The sequence below is a fragment of the Kitasatospora sp. NPDC049258 genome (assembly GCF_040678895.1).
Lineage (GTDB): Bacteria > Actinomycetota > Actinomycetes > Streptomycetales > Streptomycetaceae > Kitasatospora.
On the sequence record NZ_JBFAQT010000023.1, the window covers coordinates 61,992 to 78,127 of the forward strand.

The following is a 16,136-nucleotide window of genomic DNA, read 5'->3' on the forward strand; positions in this document are numbered from 1 at the left end:
CGCGCCGACCATGGATCCGAGCATGCTTCTGAGCATCAATGCCGAACACCGGAGGTACCGTGGCCAAGGGCTACTGGGTCAGCGTCTACCGCACCATTGCGGACCCCGAGAAGCTGGCTGCCTACGACAAGCTGGCCGGTCCAGCCGTCAGGGCCGCGGGCGGGCGGCTGCTCACCCGCGGCAGCCGGGTCGCCGCACACGACGCCGGAATCGCCGAGCGCACCATCCTGATCGAGTTCGACAGCTTCGAACAGGCGGTCGCCGCACGCGCGAGCGCGGCCTACCAGGAGGCGCTGGCCACACTTGCTGACGGCGTCGAGCGCGACTTCCGCATCGTCGAAGGCCTCGACTGACGACCGGGGCTGCGTCGGCGACGAACACGAAGCCGACCGGAGGCAGGCCTTCGGCCCCGACGGCCGAACCCTCGCCACCGGCGGATGGGACAGCACGGTACGACCGTGGCCACTGGAAGCCGCCCGTCTCACGACCGCTTCCGAGGTCCTGGTCCTGGTCCTGCCCAAGGTCCTCGTGCTCCTGGCGGTTGCCCTACTTCCGCATGATCGTCGGTTCCTGCCGCCGCAGCAGGGCCAGTACGGCGAGGCCCAAGGCCACCGAGAGGGCGACCAGCATCACCGTGCAGCGCAGCCAGTGGGAGCGGTCGGGCCGGAACAGCGGATCGGCTGTGATCCCGGTCGGGAAGACCGTGTGCAGGTCGATGGTCTGGGCCATCGCGGCCAGACCCCAGCGGGACGGCACCAGCCAGGCGAACTGCTCCAGGCCGGGCACCCCGTGCAGCTTCAGCATGGCGCCGCTGAACACGATCTGCACCACCGAGAGGAGCACCAGCATCGGCATGGTGGCCTCCTCCTTGCGGACCAGCGCGGAGACCAGCAGGCCGAGCATCATGGAGCAGAACGAGAGCAACGCGACGGCGATGACCAGCTCGGCCAGCGGCGGCAGCACCACCCCGCTCTCCACCTGTTGTCCGGTCGGCAGGGTCGGGCTCAGGTCGACGCCCGCCAGGCCGACGGTGGTCAGCACGGCCGCCTGCACCACCGTGACCGTGCCGAGCACCACCACCTTGGAGACAAGGTAGGCCGACCTGGACAGGCCGACCACGCGTTCGCGCTGGTAGATCGGCCGTTCCTTGACCACCTCGCGGACCGCGTTGGCGGAACCGGTGAGCACACCGCCGATGCAGAGCGTGAGCACGACGTTGATCGCGTTCTCCGAGGAGATCGATGTCCCGGCCATGGCCCGGCACATCACGCCGATGACGAACGGCAGGGCGATCATCACGGTGAGGAAGAGCCGGTCGGCGGCCAGCACCGAGGTGTACCGGCGGACCAGCGTGGACAACTGGGAGAACCAGCCCTGTGGCTGCTCCGGCCTGATCCGGCTCCCGGCGGGGTGCCTACCGCCCGGCGCGGCCGGGTACCAGGGCTGGACGGCCGGCGCCGCCGCGGCGGCCACGTACTGCTGGTACTGCGGGGACTCCCGGAACCGGCGCTGCCAGGCGGCGTGGTCCTCGCTCTCGAAGGCCTCGAAGGCCTCCGGCCACTCGGTGAAGCCGAAGAACGGCAGTGCCTCGTCGGGCGGGCCGTAGTAGGCGGTCCGGCCGCCGGGGGCCAGCACCAGCAGCCGGTCGCAGACGTTCAGGCTGAGCACGCTGTGGGTGACCACGACCACCGTACGGCCGTCGTCGGCGAGGCCGCGCAGCATCTGCATCACCGAGCGCTCCATCCCCGGGTCCAGCCCGGAGGTCGGCTCGTCGAGGAAGAGCAGCGACGGCTTGGTGAGCAGCTCCAGGGCGACGCTGACGCGTTTGCGCTGGCCCCCGGAGAGGCTGGAGATCACCAGGTCGGCTCGGCTGTCCAGGCCGAGCTCGCGGATCACCTCGGTGACCCGGGCCTCCCGCTCGTGCTTGGCGGTGTCACCGGGGAAGCGTAATTCGGCCGCGTAGGAGAGCGCGCGGCGCACGCTCAGCTGGGTGTGCAGGATGTCGTCCTGCGGCACCAGGCCGATCCGGCGTCGCAGTTCGGCGTAGTCGCGGTACAGGTCGCGTCCGTCGTAGAGGACGGTGCCCTCGTCGGCGGGGCGCAGCCCGGTGAGCGCGTTGAGCAGGGTGGACTTGCCGGCGCCGCTGGGGCCCGCCACCGCGAGCAGCGTCTTCTCGGCGAGCGGAAAGCCGACGCCGTCCAGCAGGACCCGCCGGTCCGGGCCGACCCGGACCACCAGACCCTGCACGTCGAGCGAGACCTCGCCGGTGTCGGTGTACTCGACCAGCTCGTCGCCGGAGAGGCACAGTGCGGAGTGGCCGATGCCGATGATGTCGGCCGGGCCGACCGGGGCCCGCTCCACCGCGCGGCCGTCGACGTAGGTGCCGTTGTGGCTGGCCAGGTCGACGATCTCGTGGCCGCCGTCCGTCAGGATGCGCAGCTCGGCGTGGTGCCGGGAGACCTCCAGGTCGTCGAGGACGAGGTCGTTGTCGCGGGCGCGTCCGATCCGCACCGTCCGGCCGGGCAGCCGCAGCACGGTGCTCGGCCGGCGGAACACGCTGGAGGCCTGCGGGGCGAGCAGCGAGGTCCGCTCGCCGGCGACCGGTACGGGCAGGTCGGCGAAGGTGGCGGACGGGCCGTCCTCCGGGCTGCCGAACCGCAGCCGGATGCCGGGGCCGACGTCCTCGTGCTCGATCCGGCGGCCGTCGGCGAAGGTGCCGTTGGTGCTGCCGACGTCGTCCAGCAGCCAGTGCCCGAAGGAGGCGCGCAGCACGGCGTGGTGCCAGGAGACCCGGGCGTCGTCGAGGACGATCTCGCTGGTCGGGTCGCGGCCGACGTGGTAGGCCCGGCGCGGATCGATCAGCTGCGAGTCCGTGTCGGTGATGAGAACCAGTGGCGGCGCGGTAAGCGCGCCCGGGCGCTCTCCCATAGTTCGGATTCTAAGGCCTGTCGGGTCATCGATCTCGCGGTGACCGGCCCGCTCGCCGAGCGCTTCGACGCCGAGCCGGACAGCTCCGGGATCGTGTGCCCGGTCCTCCTTTCCGGTCACCGCGGGTCGAGCGGAATTCCCACCGGGGAGAATGTGACCACGCCTGCCCCGAGGTGGCGACCGGGCCCGGCGTGCTCGTCCTGCCGGACGACAAGGGCCTTTCCGGTTTCTACCGGCAGATCGCCGCCCGCCTCGACGAACAGGGTCACCCGGCGCTCGTCATCGACCATTACGGCCGTACCGCACGAGCCGATCCGGAGAGCCGACCGGTGGAATTCGGTGAGCTTCCTCAGCTGCTCACCCACCCGGATTCCGGCGATTCAGCGGTGCTCGGGGTTCTCGAAGTCGAAGCGGCAGCCGGCGTCCCACTCGGAGCGCTGGTTGCCGTGGGCGGGGATGCCGCCGGCGTCCTTGAGGATCCGCGCCAGATGCATGAGGTTCCAGGTCATGAAGGTGGTGTTGCGGTTGGTGAACTCGTTCTCCGGCCCGCCCGAGCCCTCGTCCAGGTACGACGGCCCCGGCCCGGCCGCGCCGATCCAGCCCGCGTCGGCCTGCGGCGGGATCGTGTACCCGAGGTGCTGGAGGCTGTAGAGCACGTTCATCGCGCAGTGCTTGACGCCGTCCTCGTTGCCGGTGATCAGACACCCGCCGACCCGTCCGTAGTAGGCGTACTGCCCGGCCTCGTTGAGGACCGACGAGCAGGAGTAGAGGCGCTCGATCACCTGCTTCATCACGGAGGAGTTGTCCCCCAGCCAGATCGGGCCGGCCAGCACCAGGATGTCGGCGGCCATCACCTGGCTGTAGAGGACCGGCCACTCGTCGGTCTCCCAGCCGTGCTCGGTCATGTCGGGCCAGACGCCGGTGGCGATGTCGTGGTCGACCGCGCGGACGACGTCGACCGCGACCCCCTGGCGTTCCAGGATGCCGCGACTGAGGCCGATCAGGCCTTGGGTGTGGCTGCGCTCGGGCGAGCGCTTGAGCGTGCAGTTGATGATCAAGGCGCGCAGATCGGCGTACGAGGTCGCGGGGTCCGGCATGGGGTGCCTTCCGTCGTCGGACGGGCGTGGAGTCCCGTTCACTCCACCAGGCTCCCGCCGGCGCCGCTGGCGGGGCTGGGCCGGACGGGTCCTGAGGTGATCCGGTGTCGGCGGTGGACTCCACGACCGGGGTGGCGCCGCGGTGGGGGTTGCCGCCCGGCGATCCGAATCCGCGGGTCATCTCGCCGACGCCGCGCACGCCTGGAAGCGGATCGAGGCGTGACCGTGCCCGACCGGCAGGCAACCTCTGCCGCGACACACGGTTGCCCCGGGCTTGCCGGGGTACCCGCGAGGCATGCTCACCCTCGGCGTGGAGGAGGAGTACCTCCTGCTCGACCCGGCCACCGGTACACCGGTCGCCCGGGCCGCGCAGGTGCGCCGGGAGGCCGACCTCCAGAGCGCGATGGACCGGGGCGAGGTCCAGCGCGAACTCCTCCAGGCCCAGCTGGAGATCGCAACCCCGGTCTGCCGGGACTTGGAGGAGGTGGGCGGCCATCTCCTGCGGATGCGGCACGCCCTCGGGCGGGCGGCGGCGCGGGACGGCTGCGTGCTCGCCGCCTGCGCGGGCGCCCCGTTCACCGACCGCCTCCCGGTGCCGGTCACGGACACCGCCCGCTACCAGGTGATGCGCAGCGACGCACCCCGGCTCACCGACGAGCAGCTGATCACCGGGATGCACGTCCACCTCGGCATCCCCGACCGGGCGACCGGGGTCACCCTGCTGAACGGGTTGCGGGTGTGGCTTCCGCTGCTGGTGGCGCTCGCCGCGAACTCGCCGCTGGCGCAAGGCACCGACACCGGATTCGCCAGCTGGCGCACGGTGGTGTTCAGCCGCTGGCCGGTCAGCGGGCCGCCACCCCGCTTCGAGGACTCCGACGACTACGACCACCGGATCCGGGCCCTGGTGGCGGACCGGCTGATCCGCGACCGGGGCCAGATCTACTGGCACATCCGGCTGTCCGAACGCTTCCCCACCGTCGAGGTCCGCGCGATGGACGTGCAACTGCGCCCGGACGAGGCGGTGATGCTGGCCGGCGTCGTCCGGGCGCTCGCCACCCGCCTGCTCGGCGACGCGCGGGACGGGCAGCCGGCGCCTGCCGTGCACCCCGAGACTCTGCACGCCGCGGTCTGGCACGGTGCCCGGCACGGCTGCGCGAGCGAGGTGTTCGACCCGCTGCACGGCGGGCTGCGCCCGGCCGGCGAGGCGGCTGCCGCCCTCCTGGAGTACACGGCACCCGCGACCGGGGCGGACAGCAGGCACATCGCGCCGGTGCTGGAACGCGCGCTGCGGGAGGGCAACGGCGCCGCCCGCCAGCGGCGCGAGTTGCGCGAAGGCGGCCGGGAGGCCCTGATCCGCATGATCACCGACCAGACCACGGGCGTCTGATCCCTCCCTGCCGACGGTGCGCCGCCGGCGCCCCCTCGATACCGTGGGCATACGGAGCAGTTCGGCGGTCGGAGGGAACGGGATGTCCGACGCGATCGTCGTGGGAGCCGGCCCGAACGGGCTGGTGGCCGCGAACGTGCTGGCTGACGCCGGCTGGCAGGTGGACGTGCTGGAGGCCCGCGCCGAGCCCGGTGGCGCGGTCCGCAGCGACCGAGGCGTCGACCCGGCCTTCGTCAGTGACGTCTTCAGCTCCTTCTACCCGCTGGCGGTGGCATCGCCCGCCCTCCGAGCCCTCGCACTGGAGCGACACGGGCTGCGCTGGAGCCACGCGCCGACCGTCCTCGCGCATCCCCTCCCCGACGGGCGCTGCGCGACCCTGCACCGCGGTCCCACCGGCACCGCTGAGCACCTCCAGGACTCCTCCGGGCCCGACGACGCCCGCGCCTGGCAGGAGTTGACCTCTCTGTGGGAGGCGCTGGACCCTCATCTGCTGCGCACCCTGCTCACCCCGTTCCCACCGCTGGCGGCGGCGGCCGCGCTCGCCACCCGGCTCCCCGCCGCCGGGGCCCTGCGCACGACGCGGTTCCTCACCCTGCCCGCCCGCCGGCTCGCCGAGGAGGAGTTCACCGGGCCCGGCGCCGGCCTGCTGCTGGCCGGGTGCGCCCTGCACGCCGACCTGCTGCCGGACGCACCCGGCAGCGCGGTCTTCGGTTGGCTGATGGCGATGCTCGGTCAGCAGTACGGCTGGCCGGTACCGGTCGGCGGGTCCTCACAGCTCACCCATGCCCTGGTCCGCCGGCTCGAGTCCCTGGGCGGGGCGGTCCACTGCGGGCAGCACGTCGACGAGGTGATCGTCCGCTCGGGGCGGGCCCTGGGTGTGCGCACGGCGGACGGGCAGGCCTACCGCGCCCGGCGGGCCGTCCTGGCGGACGTCTGCGCTCCGGCGCTGTACGGCGCTCTGGTGCACCGGGACCACCTGCCGCCCCGGCTGTGCGAGGACCTGCGGCGCTTCCAGTGGGACTTCGCCACCGTCAAGGTCGACTGGGCCCTGTCGGGGCCCATCCCGTGGACCGCCGAGCGGACCGCCGAGGCCGGAGCCGTCCACCTCGGCGCGGACCTCGACGAACTCAGCGACTACGCCCTGCAGGTCGCCACCGGCCGCCTGCCCCGCAACCCGTTCGTCCTGCTCGGCCAGATGACCACCGCCGACGCCACCAGGTCCCCGGCCGGGACGCAGGCCGCCTGGGCCTACACCCACGTCCCGCAGCGGATCACCGACGACCTCGGCGGGGACGGCCTCACCGGCCGCTGGAACACCCGGGAGGCCGAGACGATGGCCGACCGCGTCGAGCGCCGGGTCGAGCAGTTCGCCCCGGGCTTCCGGACCTTGATCACCGCCCGGCGCATCCTCACCCCGCCCCTGCTGGAAGCCTTGGACGAGAACCTCGTCAACGGCGCCCTCAACGGCGGCACCAGCGCGATCCACCAGCAGCTGGTGCTGCGCCCCGTCCCCGGCACCGGTCGGCCCGGGACGCCGATCGAACGGCTCTACCTGGCCTCGGCCTCGGCCCACCCCGGCGGCGGCGTGCACGGCGCGTGCGGGGCCAACGCGGCCCGCGCCGCGCTGCGCGCCCATCGCCTGTCGGCGGCCCGGCTCCTCCCGCCCGTGCTGTCGGCGGCGCGGCGGCCGGCCGGCGGACCGGCCCCGGAGCACTGACCACCACCGCAGATCACGCGACGAAGGGCACGGGCACATGGCACAGCGTCAGCAGCTCGTCGAACGTCCGCCCCAGGACGTCTGGGACGTCCTGGCCGACGGCCGCCGGTACGCCCAGTGGGTGGTGGGCACCCAGGAGATCCTCGACGCCGACGCGCACTGGCCGCAGGTCGGCGCCCGGCTCGTCTTCCGGGCCGGGATCGGCCCTTTCAACTTCCGGGACAGCTGCGTCGTGCGGATCTGCGAGCCGGGCCGGCGGCTGGAACTCGAGGCCAAGGCCGACCCCTTCGGCACCGCCCGCATCGCGATCACCCTGATCCCGTGGGCCGAGCACACCCTCGTCATCCTGGACGAGCATCCGCTGCGCGGCCCGGGCGCGCGGCTCGAGGGGCCCGCCTCCGAGCTGGTGCTCCATCTGCGCAACCGGCGGATGCTGGCCAACCTCGCGCGCGCCGCCGGCGGGTCCGGCGCACGTCCCTGACGGACCGGCCGTCACCGGCCGGCGGGTCAGCCGTCGGTCCGGGCCGACCAGCGGTCGATGGCGTCCTGGGCGGTGGGGTGGGTGGCGAAGATCTGGGTCAGACCGGTGATGTCGAAGGTCCGGGCGACGGTGCCGGGGACGCCGGCCAGGGCGATCTGCGCCCGGTGGCCGAGCGCGTGGTTGCGGGCGGCGACGAGCACCGTGATGCCGGTGGAGTCGCAGAAGGTGAGGCCGGTCAGATCGACGACGAGGAGCTGGCCGGGCCCGGGGGTGAGACCGAACAGGACCTCGCGGGCGCGGGGCGCGGTGTGGAAGTCGAGGTCCCCGGCGATCTCCAGGACGGGACCGGTCGGTGTGGAGCGGGTGGTGGTGCTCAGGTCGGTCACTGCTCGGTCTCCGGGGTGGGATGGGGGACGCTGAGTGCCAGCAGGGCGGTGTCGTCGTCCACACCGGCGCCGAGGGTGTCGAGGAGTTCCTGCAGGGCGGTGACGGCGGCGGGCGCGGTGGTGGGCGCCAGCGAGGTGGCGAGGGCCAGCAGGGCGTCGTCGCCGTAGCGGCCGTCGCCGTCACCGACAGGGCCGCCCAGGGGCAGGGTGCGGGCCTCGGTGAGGCCGTCGGTGTGGAGCAGGACGGTGTCCCCCGGCCTGAGACACACCGTCGTGGTGGCGATGTGGGCATCGGGGATGACACCGATCAGCTGCCCGTCCGGGGTGGGCAGGTACCGGGCGCTGCCGTCGGCTCCCAGCAGGATCGCCGGGGGGTGTCCGCCGCTGGCGAGGGTGAGGCGGAATCCGCCGCGCGGGTCCTCGGTGTCGGGGGTGAGCAGACCGAACAGGACGGTGCAAAAGCGCGGGTCGGTGCCGTGGTACTCCCGGGTGAGCACGGTGTTGAGGTTGGCCAGCACGGCGGCGGGGGCCGGGTCGTAGACGGCGGCGGCGCGCAGCGTGTAGCGGACCAACGAGGTGACGGCGGCCGCCGCGGCGCCCTTGCCGCAGACATCACCCAGGAACAGGCCCCAGGTCCCGCCGTCGAGGGGGAAGAGGTCGTAGAAGTCGCCGCCGACCTCGTCGGCGGAGGCGATGTGGTAGTACGCGGCGACCTCCAACCCGGTCGGCGCCGTCAGGGAGGGCGGGAGCAGGGTGCGCTGCAGGGTGGTGGCCAGGCGGTGCAGGCGCGCCCGCTCGGCCTCCACGACCTGGTGGGCCTCCTCGGCGGCCAGGCGGGCCCGGTCCGCCTCCAGGCGGGCTTCCTCCGCCTCCCTGCGGGTGCGCAGCAGCTCGGTCTCGTAGGCGCGGCGGTCGCGGGCGTCGAAGAGGGTGGTGCGGATCAGCAGCGGCCGGCCGTCGTCGCCGGTCTTGACGGTGGAGGTGACCAGGACGGGCAGGCGGGTGCCGTCGGCCGCCCTGAGCTCGAGGGCGATACCGCCGATCTCGCCCTGCATGCCGAGCAGCGGGGCGAAGTGCGTCTCGTGGTAGAGGCGGCCGCCGACGGTGAGCAGGTCGGCGAAGCGCTTGCGGCCCACCAGCTCCTCGCGGCGGTAGCCGAGCCAGCCGAGCAGGGTGGCGTTGACCTTGGCGATCTGTCCGTCCATGAGGGTGGACAGGTAGCCGCAGGGGGCGTTCTCGTACAGGTCGACGACGTTGTCCTCCAGCATCGCGGAGAAGCGCGCCGCTTCGTCGCCCTCGGGGGCCGGGCCACGGGCGTAGGGTTCCTCGCCGCCGGCCTTGACGGTCATCGCCGGTCCCGTAGGAAGGCGATGATGGCCTGTGCGGTGGCCTCGGGGGCGCTGAGCTGGGGGCAGTGCCCGGTCGCGGTCAGGGTGACCAGCCTGCTGCCGGGGATCCGGGCGTGGACGAACGCGCCGACCTCGGGTGGGGCGATGGCGTCGTCGGAGCACTGGGCGACCAGGGTCGGGACGCCGACCCGGGCCAGGTCGGCGCGGTTGTCGGAGCGGAAGGTGGTGTGGGCGAAGGCGCGGGCGATGGCCGGATCGGTGCGGCAGAAGCTGTTGGTGAGTTCCTCGCCGAGTTCCGGGCGCTCGGGGTTGCCCATGATGACCGGGGCCATCGTGCCGGACCAGCCCAGATAGTTGGAGTCCAGGGACTCCAGCAGCTCGTCGATGTCCTCGGTGCTGAACCCGCCGCGGTACCCGGTCGCGGCGTCGTCCACGTAGCACGGGGAGGGGGTGAGCAGCACCAGGCCCTCGACGAGGTCCGGCTCCCGTACGGCCGCCAGCACTCCGATCATCGCACTGACCGAGTGGCCGACGAACGTGACCGGCCCCAGCTCCACGGCCCGCAGCAGCTCCAGGACGTCGTCCGCGTAGCCGTCCAGGCTCGCGTACCGCTCCTCGCTCCACGCCCCGAGGTCCGAGCGCCCGGCCCCGACGTGGTCGAACAGCACCACCGTGTGGTCCTCGGCCAGGGCCGGCACCACCAGGCGCCACATGTTCTGGTCGCACCCGAAGCCATGGGCCAGCACCACCACCGGGCCACCTGCCCGGCCCGTCACCACGACGTTGTTCCTGCTCATGACATCCATAGCCACCCATCCTGCCACCCTGCCCCGCCGGGCCCCCGGAGTGCCGTGATGCTCGGGCCTCGGCCGACGGGGCACCCGAGTCCGCAGGTCCATGGGCCGCAACCGGATCGCCGGGCTCGGGGAGCGGCTCACCGCGGCCGCGCGCGGGGTTATGGTGGAAGCCGAACCCCGAACTGTGGTGGCTTCCACCCGGTCCCACCGGCCAAGGTCACCACGAGGGGTCCCGCAATCTGCTGCCCTTGACCCCGGCCGCGCCGCATCCGACACGGCGAGGGAGCCGGGATGACCAGCTCGGGACATTCCGCAGGACAACCGATCCGCATCTTCGCGCGCGGGGGTCGCGCGACCGGGGTCCCGTACGACGGCAGCTGTCCCTCCCCGGGCCCGGACGATGCACCGCAGACGCTGCAGCTGACCGTGGTCCGCCACCCGGACGCCGTCAGCGCCATGATCCGGCTGGCCGGCGAGATCGACCTCGCCACGGTGCCGCCGCTGCGCGAAGCGCTCGACCGGTGCCTGAGCGAGGGCGTCCTGAGCATCGACGTCGACACCCGTTCGGTCACCTTCTGCGACGCGAGCGGCCTCAACGTGTTCCTCGACGCGGCCCGTCGCGCCCGCGCGGCGGCGGGGAGACTGCTGCTGCACCGGCCCTCCCGGCAGCTCGCGCACCTGCTCGACGTCACCGGCACCGGCGCGTACCTGCTTCCCGTGCCCGGGTCACCGACGGCATTCGCCGGCCCCGCCGACCCCGCCGGGCACGCCCCGAGCAACCCGGCCGCCTGAGGCCGCGGCCGAAAGGAGAGACGGTGCGGCCGGAGCACTCCCGGGTCGGGACGACATGATCAGCAGCCCGATGGCCCGCGCCCTGCTCCTGCTGAAGAGCGGAGGCCGGACGCCGGACCTCGCCGGCTCGTGCGAGGCCGCGGCCCGGGCGCTCGGCGTCGACGCGCTCGCGGTCGCCCTGCTCACCGGCACCGGCCGGAGCGAGACCCTCTGGTGCTCCGACGACACCGCCCACCGCTTCGACGACCTCCAGTTCACCCTGGGCGAGGGCCCCGGCCACGACGCGGCCCGTACCGGGAGGTCCGTGCTGGTGCCCGACCTCACCCGGCTCCGCGTCGACCGCTGGCCCGCACTCGCCACCGAGGTACCCGCCCTACCCGTCCGGGCGGTCTTCTGCCTGCCGCTGGGCATCGGCGCCATCAACGTCGGGGTCCTCACCGCCGTGCGGCGCACGCCCGGGCCGCTCACCGGCCCGCAGACCGACGACGCGCTCGTGCTCGCCTCCGCACTCACGGCGCGCTACCTGGGTGGACCGGACACCTGGCTGGCCGCCTCGGACACCGAGTTCTCCCCGGCACTGCTGCGGGCCGTCGTCCACCAGGCGACCGGGATGCTGAGCGTCCAGCTGTCCGTCCCCCTGCCGCAAGCCCTGCTGCGCCTTCGCGCCCACGCCTACAGCACCGGGCGCCCCATCGGCGACATCTCCCGGGACGTCGTCGACCGCAGGCTGCATCTGGACGACAATGACCGGGGAGACCCGCCCGGCGGCGGAGGGAAGGACTGATCGCAATGACGCGCGTACAACGCCTGACCGAGGTCTTCGTCGAGGTCGCGAACTCGCTGACCGAGGACTTCGGTGTGATCGAGTTCCTGCAGCAACTGTGCGAGCGGTGCGTCGAGCTCCTGGACGTCGCCGCTGCCGGCATCCTGCTCGCCGACCCGCACGACACCCTCGTGACGATCGCCGCCTCCGACGAACGCACCCATCTGCTCGAACTCTTCGCCCTCCAGCACGACCAGGGCCCGTGTGTGGACTGCTACCGCACCGGTGTCTCCCGCATCGGCATCGATCTCACCGATCTGCAGAGCGTCGGCGACTGGGAGCCGTTCGCCGCCCAGGCCCGCCGGATCGGCTTCGTCACCGCCAACGCGATCCCGATGCGCCTGCGCGGCCGGGTGATCGGCACGCTCGGGCTGTTCCGGACCAGCCCCGGCCCACTCGCCGCGGACGACGTCCTGCTCGCCCAGGCGCTGGCGGATGTGGCGACCGTGGCGATCCTGCAACAGCGCACCCTCGACCACAGCGAGGCCGAACGCGGCCAGCTCCAGTACGCCCTCACCAGCCGCATCGTCATCGAGCAGGCCAAAGGCATCCTTGCCGAGCGCTGGCAGGTGCCGCTCGACGACGCGTTCGCCGCGTTCCGGGCCTATGCCCGCGCCCGCCGGATCCAGCTGGCGCGGCTCGCCCGCGACATCGCGGCCGGCGACTTCGACACCGACCGGATCCCGCACCCGACCGCCTAGCAGTGCGGTTCGTGGCGCGACGCCACGGGATCAATCATCAGATTGTTCGCATATGGGACAGGTTTTGGATGATCACGCATGCCCGTCAGGATGGGGGGTAGCGGCTGCTCACCAGCGTTGGGCTCACCGGCCGGCGACGCCCACGATGTCAGGAGATCCCCATGACCGTCCTCCGGGCGACGACCGCCCTGCCCCGTCTTCGCACCGCGAGCGACGAGCCCGGGCCGGCCCACCCGCAGGCGCGGATCGAGAACCCGGCCGCCGTGGCACCGGCGGATGCCCGGGCGCTGTCGAAGGATCTGTTCCTGCGCCTTCGGGAGCTGGAGGAGGGCACCAGGGAGTACTCCTACGTCCGCGGCACCCTGATCGAGCTGAACATGGCGCTGGTGAAGTTCGCCGCCCGCCGTTTCAGCAACCGCAGCGAACCGATGGACGACATCCTCCAGGTGGGGACGATCGGCCTGATCAAGGCCATCGACCGCTTCGACCCCACCCGCGAGTTCGAGTTCGTGACCTTCGCCCTACCGACGATCACCGGCGAGATGAAGCGGTTCTTCCGCGACACCTCCTGGATGGTCCACGTGCCGCGGAGCATGCAGGAACTCCGGCTGACCCTCTCCAAGGCCTCCGACGAGTTGGAGCAGGTCCTCGACCGGGTGCCCACCCCGGGCGAACTGGCCGCCCACCTCGGCCTGACCGAGCCTGAGGTCATCGAGGGTCTGAAGGCCGCCAACGCCTACAGCACCCACTCGCTGGACGCCCCCTCCTCGGAGACCGACCACGCCCGCGGCAGCCTGGCCGACCGGTTCGCCGTCGAGGAGGCCGGCTTCGAGGCGGTGCTGGACCAGGAGACCCTGAAGCCCCTGATCGCCGCGCTACCGGCCCGCGATCGCGCGATCATCTCGATGCGCTTCGGCGCCGAGATGACCCAGGCTCAGATCGGCGCCGAGCTGGGCCTGTCCCAGATGCACATCTCCCGGCTGCTCAACCGCACCCTCACCCAGCTGCGGGCCGCCCTGCTCGGCGAGAACTGACCGCCGGCGGCGGGCCGCAGGGCCATGGCCGAGGGTAGGGTCGAACGACGTGTCGGCGGGACGCCGACAGGGACGGACGAGGATGGACATGATCGACCCCGAGTACTCCGGCGAGGCGCCCACCCCGGACGACCCGGCAGGTGGAGGGCTGGTGGGCACGGTTCGCCGCATCGACGGCGGAGCGCTGGTCTGCTCCCTGACGGGTGAACTCGACCTGGACGGCGCCCTGGCGGTGGGCCCGGTGCTGGACGAGGCGCTCCGGTCGGCGGCACCCCTGCTGGTGATCGACCTGTCGGCGGTCGAGTTCTGCGACTCCTCAGGGCTGAACCTGCTGCTGCGCACCCGGATCGGCGCCGAGGCGGCGGGCACCGCCATGCGACTGGCCGGCGCGCCGACGCAGGTGCGCCGGCTGCTCGAGATCACCGGTACCGACCAGGTCTTCTCGCTCGACCCCACACTCGAACTCGCCCTCGCCGCCCGGTGATCACGCGCACCGGGGTGTCTGCCGCCGCACCAGCGGGCAGACGTGACGACAGCAACCGGTCGCCGGGCGGACGTGGTCAGCGCCGTGACCTCCGGATCGACAGACAGCGCGGAACAGACAGCGCCGAACGGCGGGGTGAGAACGACGTGATTTCCGATGAGCCGAGGTTCGGTGGGCCGACTCTGGTGCGCCCGCCACTGACCGGCCAGCGCCGCCGCCTGCCCCTGGCAGGAATGGCCGGCCAGGTCGGCCACGGCCGCCGATTCGCCCGCCGGGCCCTGGAGGACTGGGGCTGGGCGGTCTCCGATCCGCAGGCCGATGACATCCTGCTGGTCGTCTCGGAGCTGATCGCCAACGCCTGCCTGCACGGCGGCGGTCCGCGAGAACTCGTCCTCACCGTCCGCTCCGAGCGCCTGCGGGTCGAGGTGCTGGACCGCGAGCCGACCTTGCCGAGAACACGCCCGTCGCAGCTGACCGGGGCACCCGGTGGCCACGGCCTGCACATCGTGCAGCGGTTGTCCCAGCACTGGGGATCCGTCGCCCACCACGACGGCAAGACGGTCTGGGCCGAGTTCGGCCTCGGTCCCACCCGCTGAGGGCGCCGACCGGAGCCGGTATCGGCAACGGTGCCGGCACAGCTGTCGGTGGCGGTGGTGAACGCGCGCGGACGGGGTAGCAGAGCGCCGCCGACCACCACCGGCCCGGCCCGCACCTGTGGCCGGGCGACCCGACGAAGGGACCCCCGTGCTGTCCGAGCCTGCCGCCCAGCATGTCCGCACGCTCCCGGGGCCCGCGCACGCGGCCGCCACCACCGGCCGCCCGGCGGCTCCCCCGACCGCCGCCGCGTCCGCCACCCTGTCGGGCACCGCGGTCCGCAAGCAGGCGCTGCGCCGCCGCCTGGAGCGGCTGATCGGGGTCGCGGCGACCGAGGGCAACGAGCTTGTTCCGCTGCGCAACGGGGACGAGATCTTCCCCGCGATGCTGCGGGCGGTCCAGGAAGCCGCCCACACGGTGGACATGACCACCTTCGTCTACTGGCGCGGCGAGATCGCCCGCCGGTTCGCCCGTGCGCTGGCCGACAAGGCGCGCGAGGGCGTCCGGGTGCGGCTGCTGCTGGACGGTTTCGGCAGCCGGCTGATCGAGCGGGAGCTGCTGGACCTGATGGAGTCCGCCGGGGTGCAGGTCGCGTGGTTCCGGCGGCCGGTCCGACTCTCACCGCTCAAGCAGAACCACCGGTGCCACCGCAAGGTGCTGGTGGTCGACGCCCGGACGGCGTTCACCGGCGGGGTGGGCATCGCCGAGGAGTGGTGCGGCGATGCCCGGCACCCGGGCGAGTGGCGCGACACCCACGTCCAGGTGCGCGGCCCCGCCGTGGACGGGCTCGCCGCCGCCTTCGCGCAGAACTGGGCCGAGTGCCGCGAGGACTCGCTGTACGACGACGCGGACCGCTTCGAGGAGCACGACCAGCCGGGCAGCTCCGTCGTCCAGGTGGTCCGCGGGTCGGCCAGCGTCGGGTGGCAGGACATGCAGACCCTGATGCGCGTGGTCATCACTTCCGCCGAGCAGCAACTGCGCCTGGCGACGGCGTACTTCGCCCCCGACCGCTACTTCGTGGACCTGCTCTGCGACGCGGCCCGGCGCGGGGTGCGGGTGGAGCTCCTGCTGCCCGGGCACCACCACGACAAGCGGGTCTGCCAGCTCGCGGGCAGCCGCTTCTTCGAGGAGCTCACCGGCGCCGGGGTGACGGTCTGGCAGTTCCGGCCGACGATGATGCACGCCAAGGTGATCACGGTGGACGGCATCGCGACGCTGATCGGGTCGACCAACTTCAACCGCCGGTCGCTCGACCACGACGAGGAGGTGATGCTCGCCGTGATCGACGAGGAGTTCACCGACCGGCTGGATCGGCACTTCGACGAGGACGTGGCCCGCAGCGAACCGCTCGACCCGGCACGCTGGGGCCGCCGCGGCGCCGTCCGACGGGCGCTGGAGGCCGCCACCGCACCCGTCCGGCACTTCCTGTGACCCGAGCCGATGGCATCCGCTCCCCCGGCCCGCACGACCGGAGCGATCAGTTGGCGAACATCGGTTTGATGCGCCGAATTCATGGCATACGCAGCCTGAGCCCGTGTCGTCGGGCGCAATCGAGGGGAGCGTCCA

General features: G+C 72.8%; 17 protein-coding genes. 11 read left to right on the top strand and 6 right to left on the bottom strand.

The genetic code is table 11. The features are described from left to right. Window positions 1–59: 59 nt before the first annotated feature. Window positions 60–353, top strand: coding sequence for a DUF1330 domain-containing protein (locus tag AB0K43_RS20460; protein WP_363641664.1), 294 nt, complete (start codon window positions 60–62; stop codon window positions 351–353). Between the two features lie 193 nt (window positions 354–546). On the opposite strand, the gene AB0K43_RS20465 is transcribed toward AB0K43_RS20460, so the two are convergent. The 3 genes from AB0K43_RS20465 to AB0K43_RS20475 form a co-directional block, all read right to left on the bottom strand. After that, window positions 547–2,928: an FHA domain-containing protein gene (locus tag AB0K43_RS20465; RefSeq protein ID WP_363641666.1), complete on the bottom strand. Its 2,382-nt coding sequence runs from the start codon at window positions 2,926–2,928 to the stop codon at window positions 547–549. A 116-nt stretch (window positions 2,929–3,044) separates the two neighbouring features. After that, the gene (locus AB0K43_RS20470) at window positions 3,045–3,293 is read right to left on the bottom strand and encodes a hypothetical protein (protein WP_363641668.1); all 249 of its coding nucleotides are present in this window, start codon (window positions 3,291–3,293) and stop codon (window positions 3,045–3,047) included. A 15-nt stretch (window positions 3,294–3,308) separates the two neighbouring features. After that, window positions 3,309–4,025, bottom strand: coding sequence for a flavodoxin family protein (locus tag AB0K43_RS20475; protein WP_363641670.1), 717 nt, complete (start codon window positions 4,023–4,025; stop codon window positions 3,309–3,311). Window positions 4,026–4,320: 295 nt separating this feature from the next. Here AB0K43_RS20475 and AB0K43_RS20480 point away from each other — a divergent pair, with 295 nt between their 5' ends. The 3 genes from AB0K43_RS20480 (at window position 4,321) to AB0K43_RS20490 (ending at window position 7,610) form a co-directional block, all read left to right on the top strand. Next, window positions 4,321–5,412, top strand: coding sequence for a glutamate--cysteine ligase (locus AB0K43_RS20480; RefSeq protein WP_363641672.1), 1,092 nt, complete (start codon window positions 4,321–4,323; stop codon window positions 5,410–5,412). Between the two features lie 82 nt (window positions 5,413–5,494). Then, window positions 5,495–7,129 (top strand): NAD(P)/FAD-dependent oxidoreductase, encoded by a 1,635-nt coding sequence (locus tag AB0K43_RS20485; protein WP_363641674.1) that lies wholly within the window; start codon window positions 5,495–5,497, stop codon window positions 7,127–7,129. 37 nt (window positions 7,130–7,166) lie between these two features. Continuing rightward, window positions 7,167–7,610, top strand: coding sequence for an SRPBCC family protein (locus tag AB0K43_RS20490; RefSeq protein ID WP_363641676.1), 444 nt, complete (start codon window positions 7,167–7,169; stop codon window positions 7,608–7,610). 26 nt (window positions 7,611–7,636) lie between these two features. Here the strand turns inward: AB0K43_RS20490 and AB0K43_RS20495 are convergent, their stop codons facing one another. The 3 genes from AB0K43_RS20495 to AB0K43_RS20505 are packed head-to-tail and all read right to left on the bottom strand — an operon-like array spanning window position 7,637 to window position 10,151. Next, window positions 7,637–7,996 (bottom strand): STAS domain-containing protein, encoded by a 360-nt coding sequence (locus AB0K43_RS20495; RefSeq protein WP_363641678.1) that lies wholly within the window; start codon window positions 7,994–7,996, stop codon window positions 7,637–7,639. Further along, window positions 7,993–9,345 carry a SpoIIE family protein phosphatase gene (locus AB0K43_RS20500; RefSeq protein ID WP_363641680.1) on the bottom strand — a complete coding sequence of 451 codons (1,353 nt, stop codon included), beginning with the start codon at window positions 9,343–9,345 and terminating at the stop codon, window positions 7,993–7,995. The genes AB0K43_RS20495 and AB0K43_RS20500 overlap by 4 nt, the downstream gene beginning before the upstream one ends. Then, on the bottom strand, window positions 9,342–10,151 hold the full coding sequence (locus AB0K43_RS20505; protein WP_363641682.1) for an alpha/beta hydrolase: 810 nt from the start codon (window positions 10,149–10,151) through the stop codon (window positions 9,342–9,344). Before AB0K43_RS20505 ends, AB0K43_RS20500 begins: the two co-directional genes overlap by 4 nt. A 282-nt stretch (window positions 10,152–10,433) precedes the next feature. Here AB0K43_RS20505 and AB0K43_RS20510 point away from each other — a divergent pair, with 282 nt between their 5' ends. From AB0K43_RS20510 to AB0K43_RS20540, 7 genes are all read left to right on the top strand, one after another. Next, window positions 10,434–10,934 (top strand): STAS domain-containing protein, encoded by a 501-nt coding sequence (locus tag AB0K43_RS20510; protein ID WP_363641684.1) that lies wholly within the window; start codon window positions 10,434–10,436, stop codon window positions 10,932–10,934. Between the two features lie 55 nt (window positions 10,935–10,989). Further along, the gene (locus tag AB0K43_RS20515; protein ID WP_363641686.1) at window positions 10,990–11,718 is read left to right on the top strand and encodes a GAF and ANTAR domain-containing protein; all 729 of its coding nucleotides are present in this window, start codon (window positions 10,990–10,992) and stop codon (window positions 11,716–11,718) included. A 5-nt stretch (window positions 11,719–11,723) separates the two neighbouring features. Further along, a complete protein-coding gene (locus tag AB0K43_RS20520; protein WP_363641688.1) occupies window positions 11,724–12,458 on the top strand; it encodes a GAF domain-containing protein in 735 nt (244 codons plus the stop codon). Window positions 12,459–12,619: 161 nt separating this feature from the next. Continuing rightward, window positions 12,620–13,492, top strand: coding sequence for a SigB/SigF/SigG family RNA polymerase sigma factor (locus AB0K43_RS20525; protein WP_363641690.1), 873 nt, complete (start codon window positions 12,620–12,622; stop codon window positions 13,490–13,492). An 88-nt stretch (window positions 13,493–13,580) separates the two neighbouring features. Continuing rightward, window positions 13,581–13,976, top strand: a complete 396-nt coding sequence (locus tag AB0K43_RS20530; protein ID WP_363641692.1) for an STAS domain-containing protein — start codon at window positions 13,581–13,583, stop codon at window positions 13,974–13,976. 233 nt (window positions 13,977–14,209) lie between these two features. Further along, window positions 14,210–14,572, top strand: a complete 363-nt coding sequence (locus AB0K43_RS20535) for an ATP-binding protein (RefSeq protein ID WP_363641694.1) — start codon at window positions 14,210–14,212, stop codon at window positions 14,570–14,572. Window positions 14,573–14,831: 259 nt separating this feature from the next. After that, the gene (locus tag AB0K43_RS20540; RefSeq protein ID WP_363641738.1) at window positions 14,832–16,001 is read left to right on the top strand and encodes a phospholipase D-like domain-containing protein; all 1,170 of its coding nucleotides are present in this window, start codon (window positions 14,832–14,834) and stop codon (window positions 15,999–16,001) included. Window positions 16,002–16,136 lie beyond the last annotated feature (135 nt).

Coding starts and splice junctions, on each gene's coding strand:
- AB0K43_RS20515 (WP_363641686.1), top strand. CDS start 10,990: ATGATCAGCAGCCCGATGGCCCGCGCCCTGCTCCTGCTGAAGAGCGGA.
- AB0K43_RS20490 (WP_363641676.1), top strand. CDS start 7,167: ATGGCACAGCGTCAGCAGCTCGTCGAACGTCCGCCCCAGGACGTCTGG.
- AB0K43_RS20485 (WP_363641674.1), top strand. CDS start 5,495: ATGTCCGACGCGATCGTCGTGGGAGCCGGCCCGAACGGGCTGGTGGCC.
- AB0K43_RS20520 (WP_363641688.1), top strand. CDS start 11,724: ATGACGCGCGTACAACGCCTGACCGAGGTCTTCGTCGAGGTCGCGAAC.
- AB0K43_RS20510 (WP_363641684.1), top strand. CDS start 10,434: ATGACCAGCTCGGGACATTCCGCAGGACAACCGATCCGCATCTTCGCG.
- AB0K43_RS20535 (WP_363641694.1), top strand. CDS start 14,210: ATGGCCGGCCAGGTCGGCCACGGCCGCCGATTCGCCCGCCGGGCCCTG.
- AB0K43_RS20475 (WP_363641670.1), bottom strand. CDS start 4,025: ATGCCGGACCCCGCGACCTCGTACGCCGATCTGCGCGCCTTGATCATC.
- AB0K43_RS20530 (WP_363641692.1), top strand. CDS start 13,581: ATGATCGACCCCGAGTACTCCGGCGAGGCGCCCACCCCGGACGACCCG.
- AB0K43_RS20480 (WP_363641672.1), top strand. CDS start 4,321: ATGCTCACCCTCGGCGTGGAGGAGGAGTACCTCCTGCTCGACCCGGCC.
- AB0K43_RS20465 (WP_363641666.1), bottom strand. CDS start 2,928: ATGGGAGAGCGCCCGGGCGCGCTTACCGCGCCGCCACTGGTTCTCATC.
- AB0K43_RS20500 (WP_363641680.1), bottom strand. CDS start 9,345: ATGACCGTCAAGGCCGGCGGCGAGGAACCCTACGCCCGTGGCCCGGCC.
- AB0K43_RS20525 (WP_363641690.1), top strand. CDS start 12,620: ATGACCGTCCTCCGGGCGACGACCGCCCTGCCCCGTCTTCGCACCGCG.
- AB0K43_RS20505 (WP_363641682.1), bottom strand. CDS start 10,151: ATGGATGTCATGAGCAGGAACAACGTCGTGGTGACGGGCCGGGCAGGT.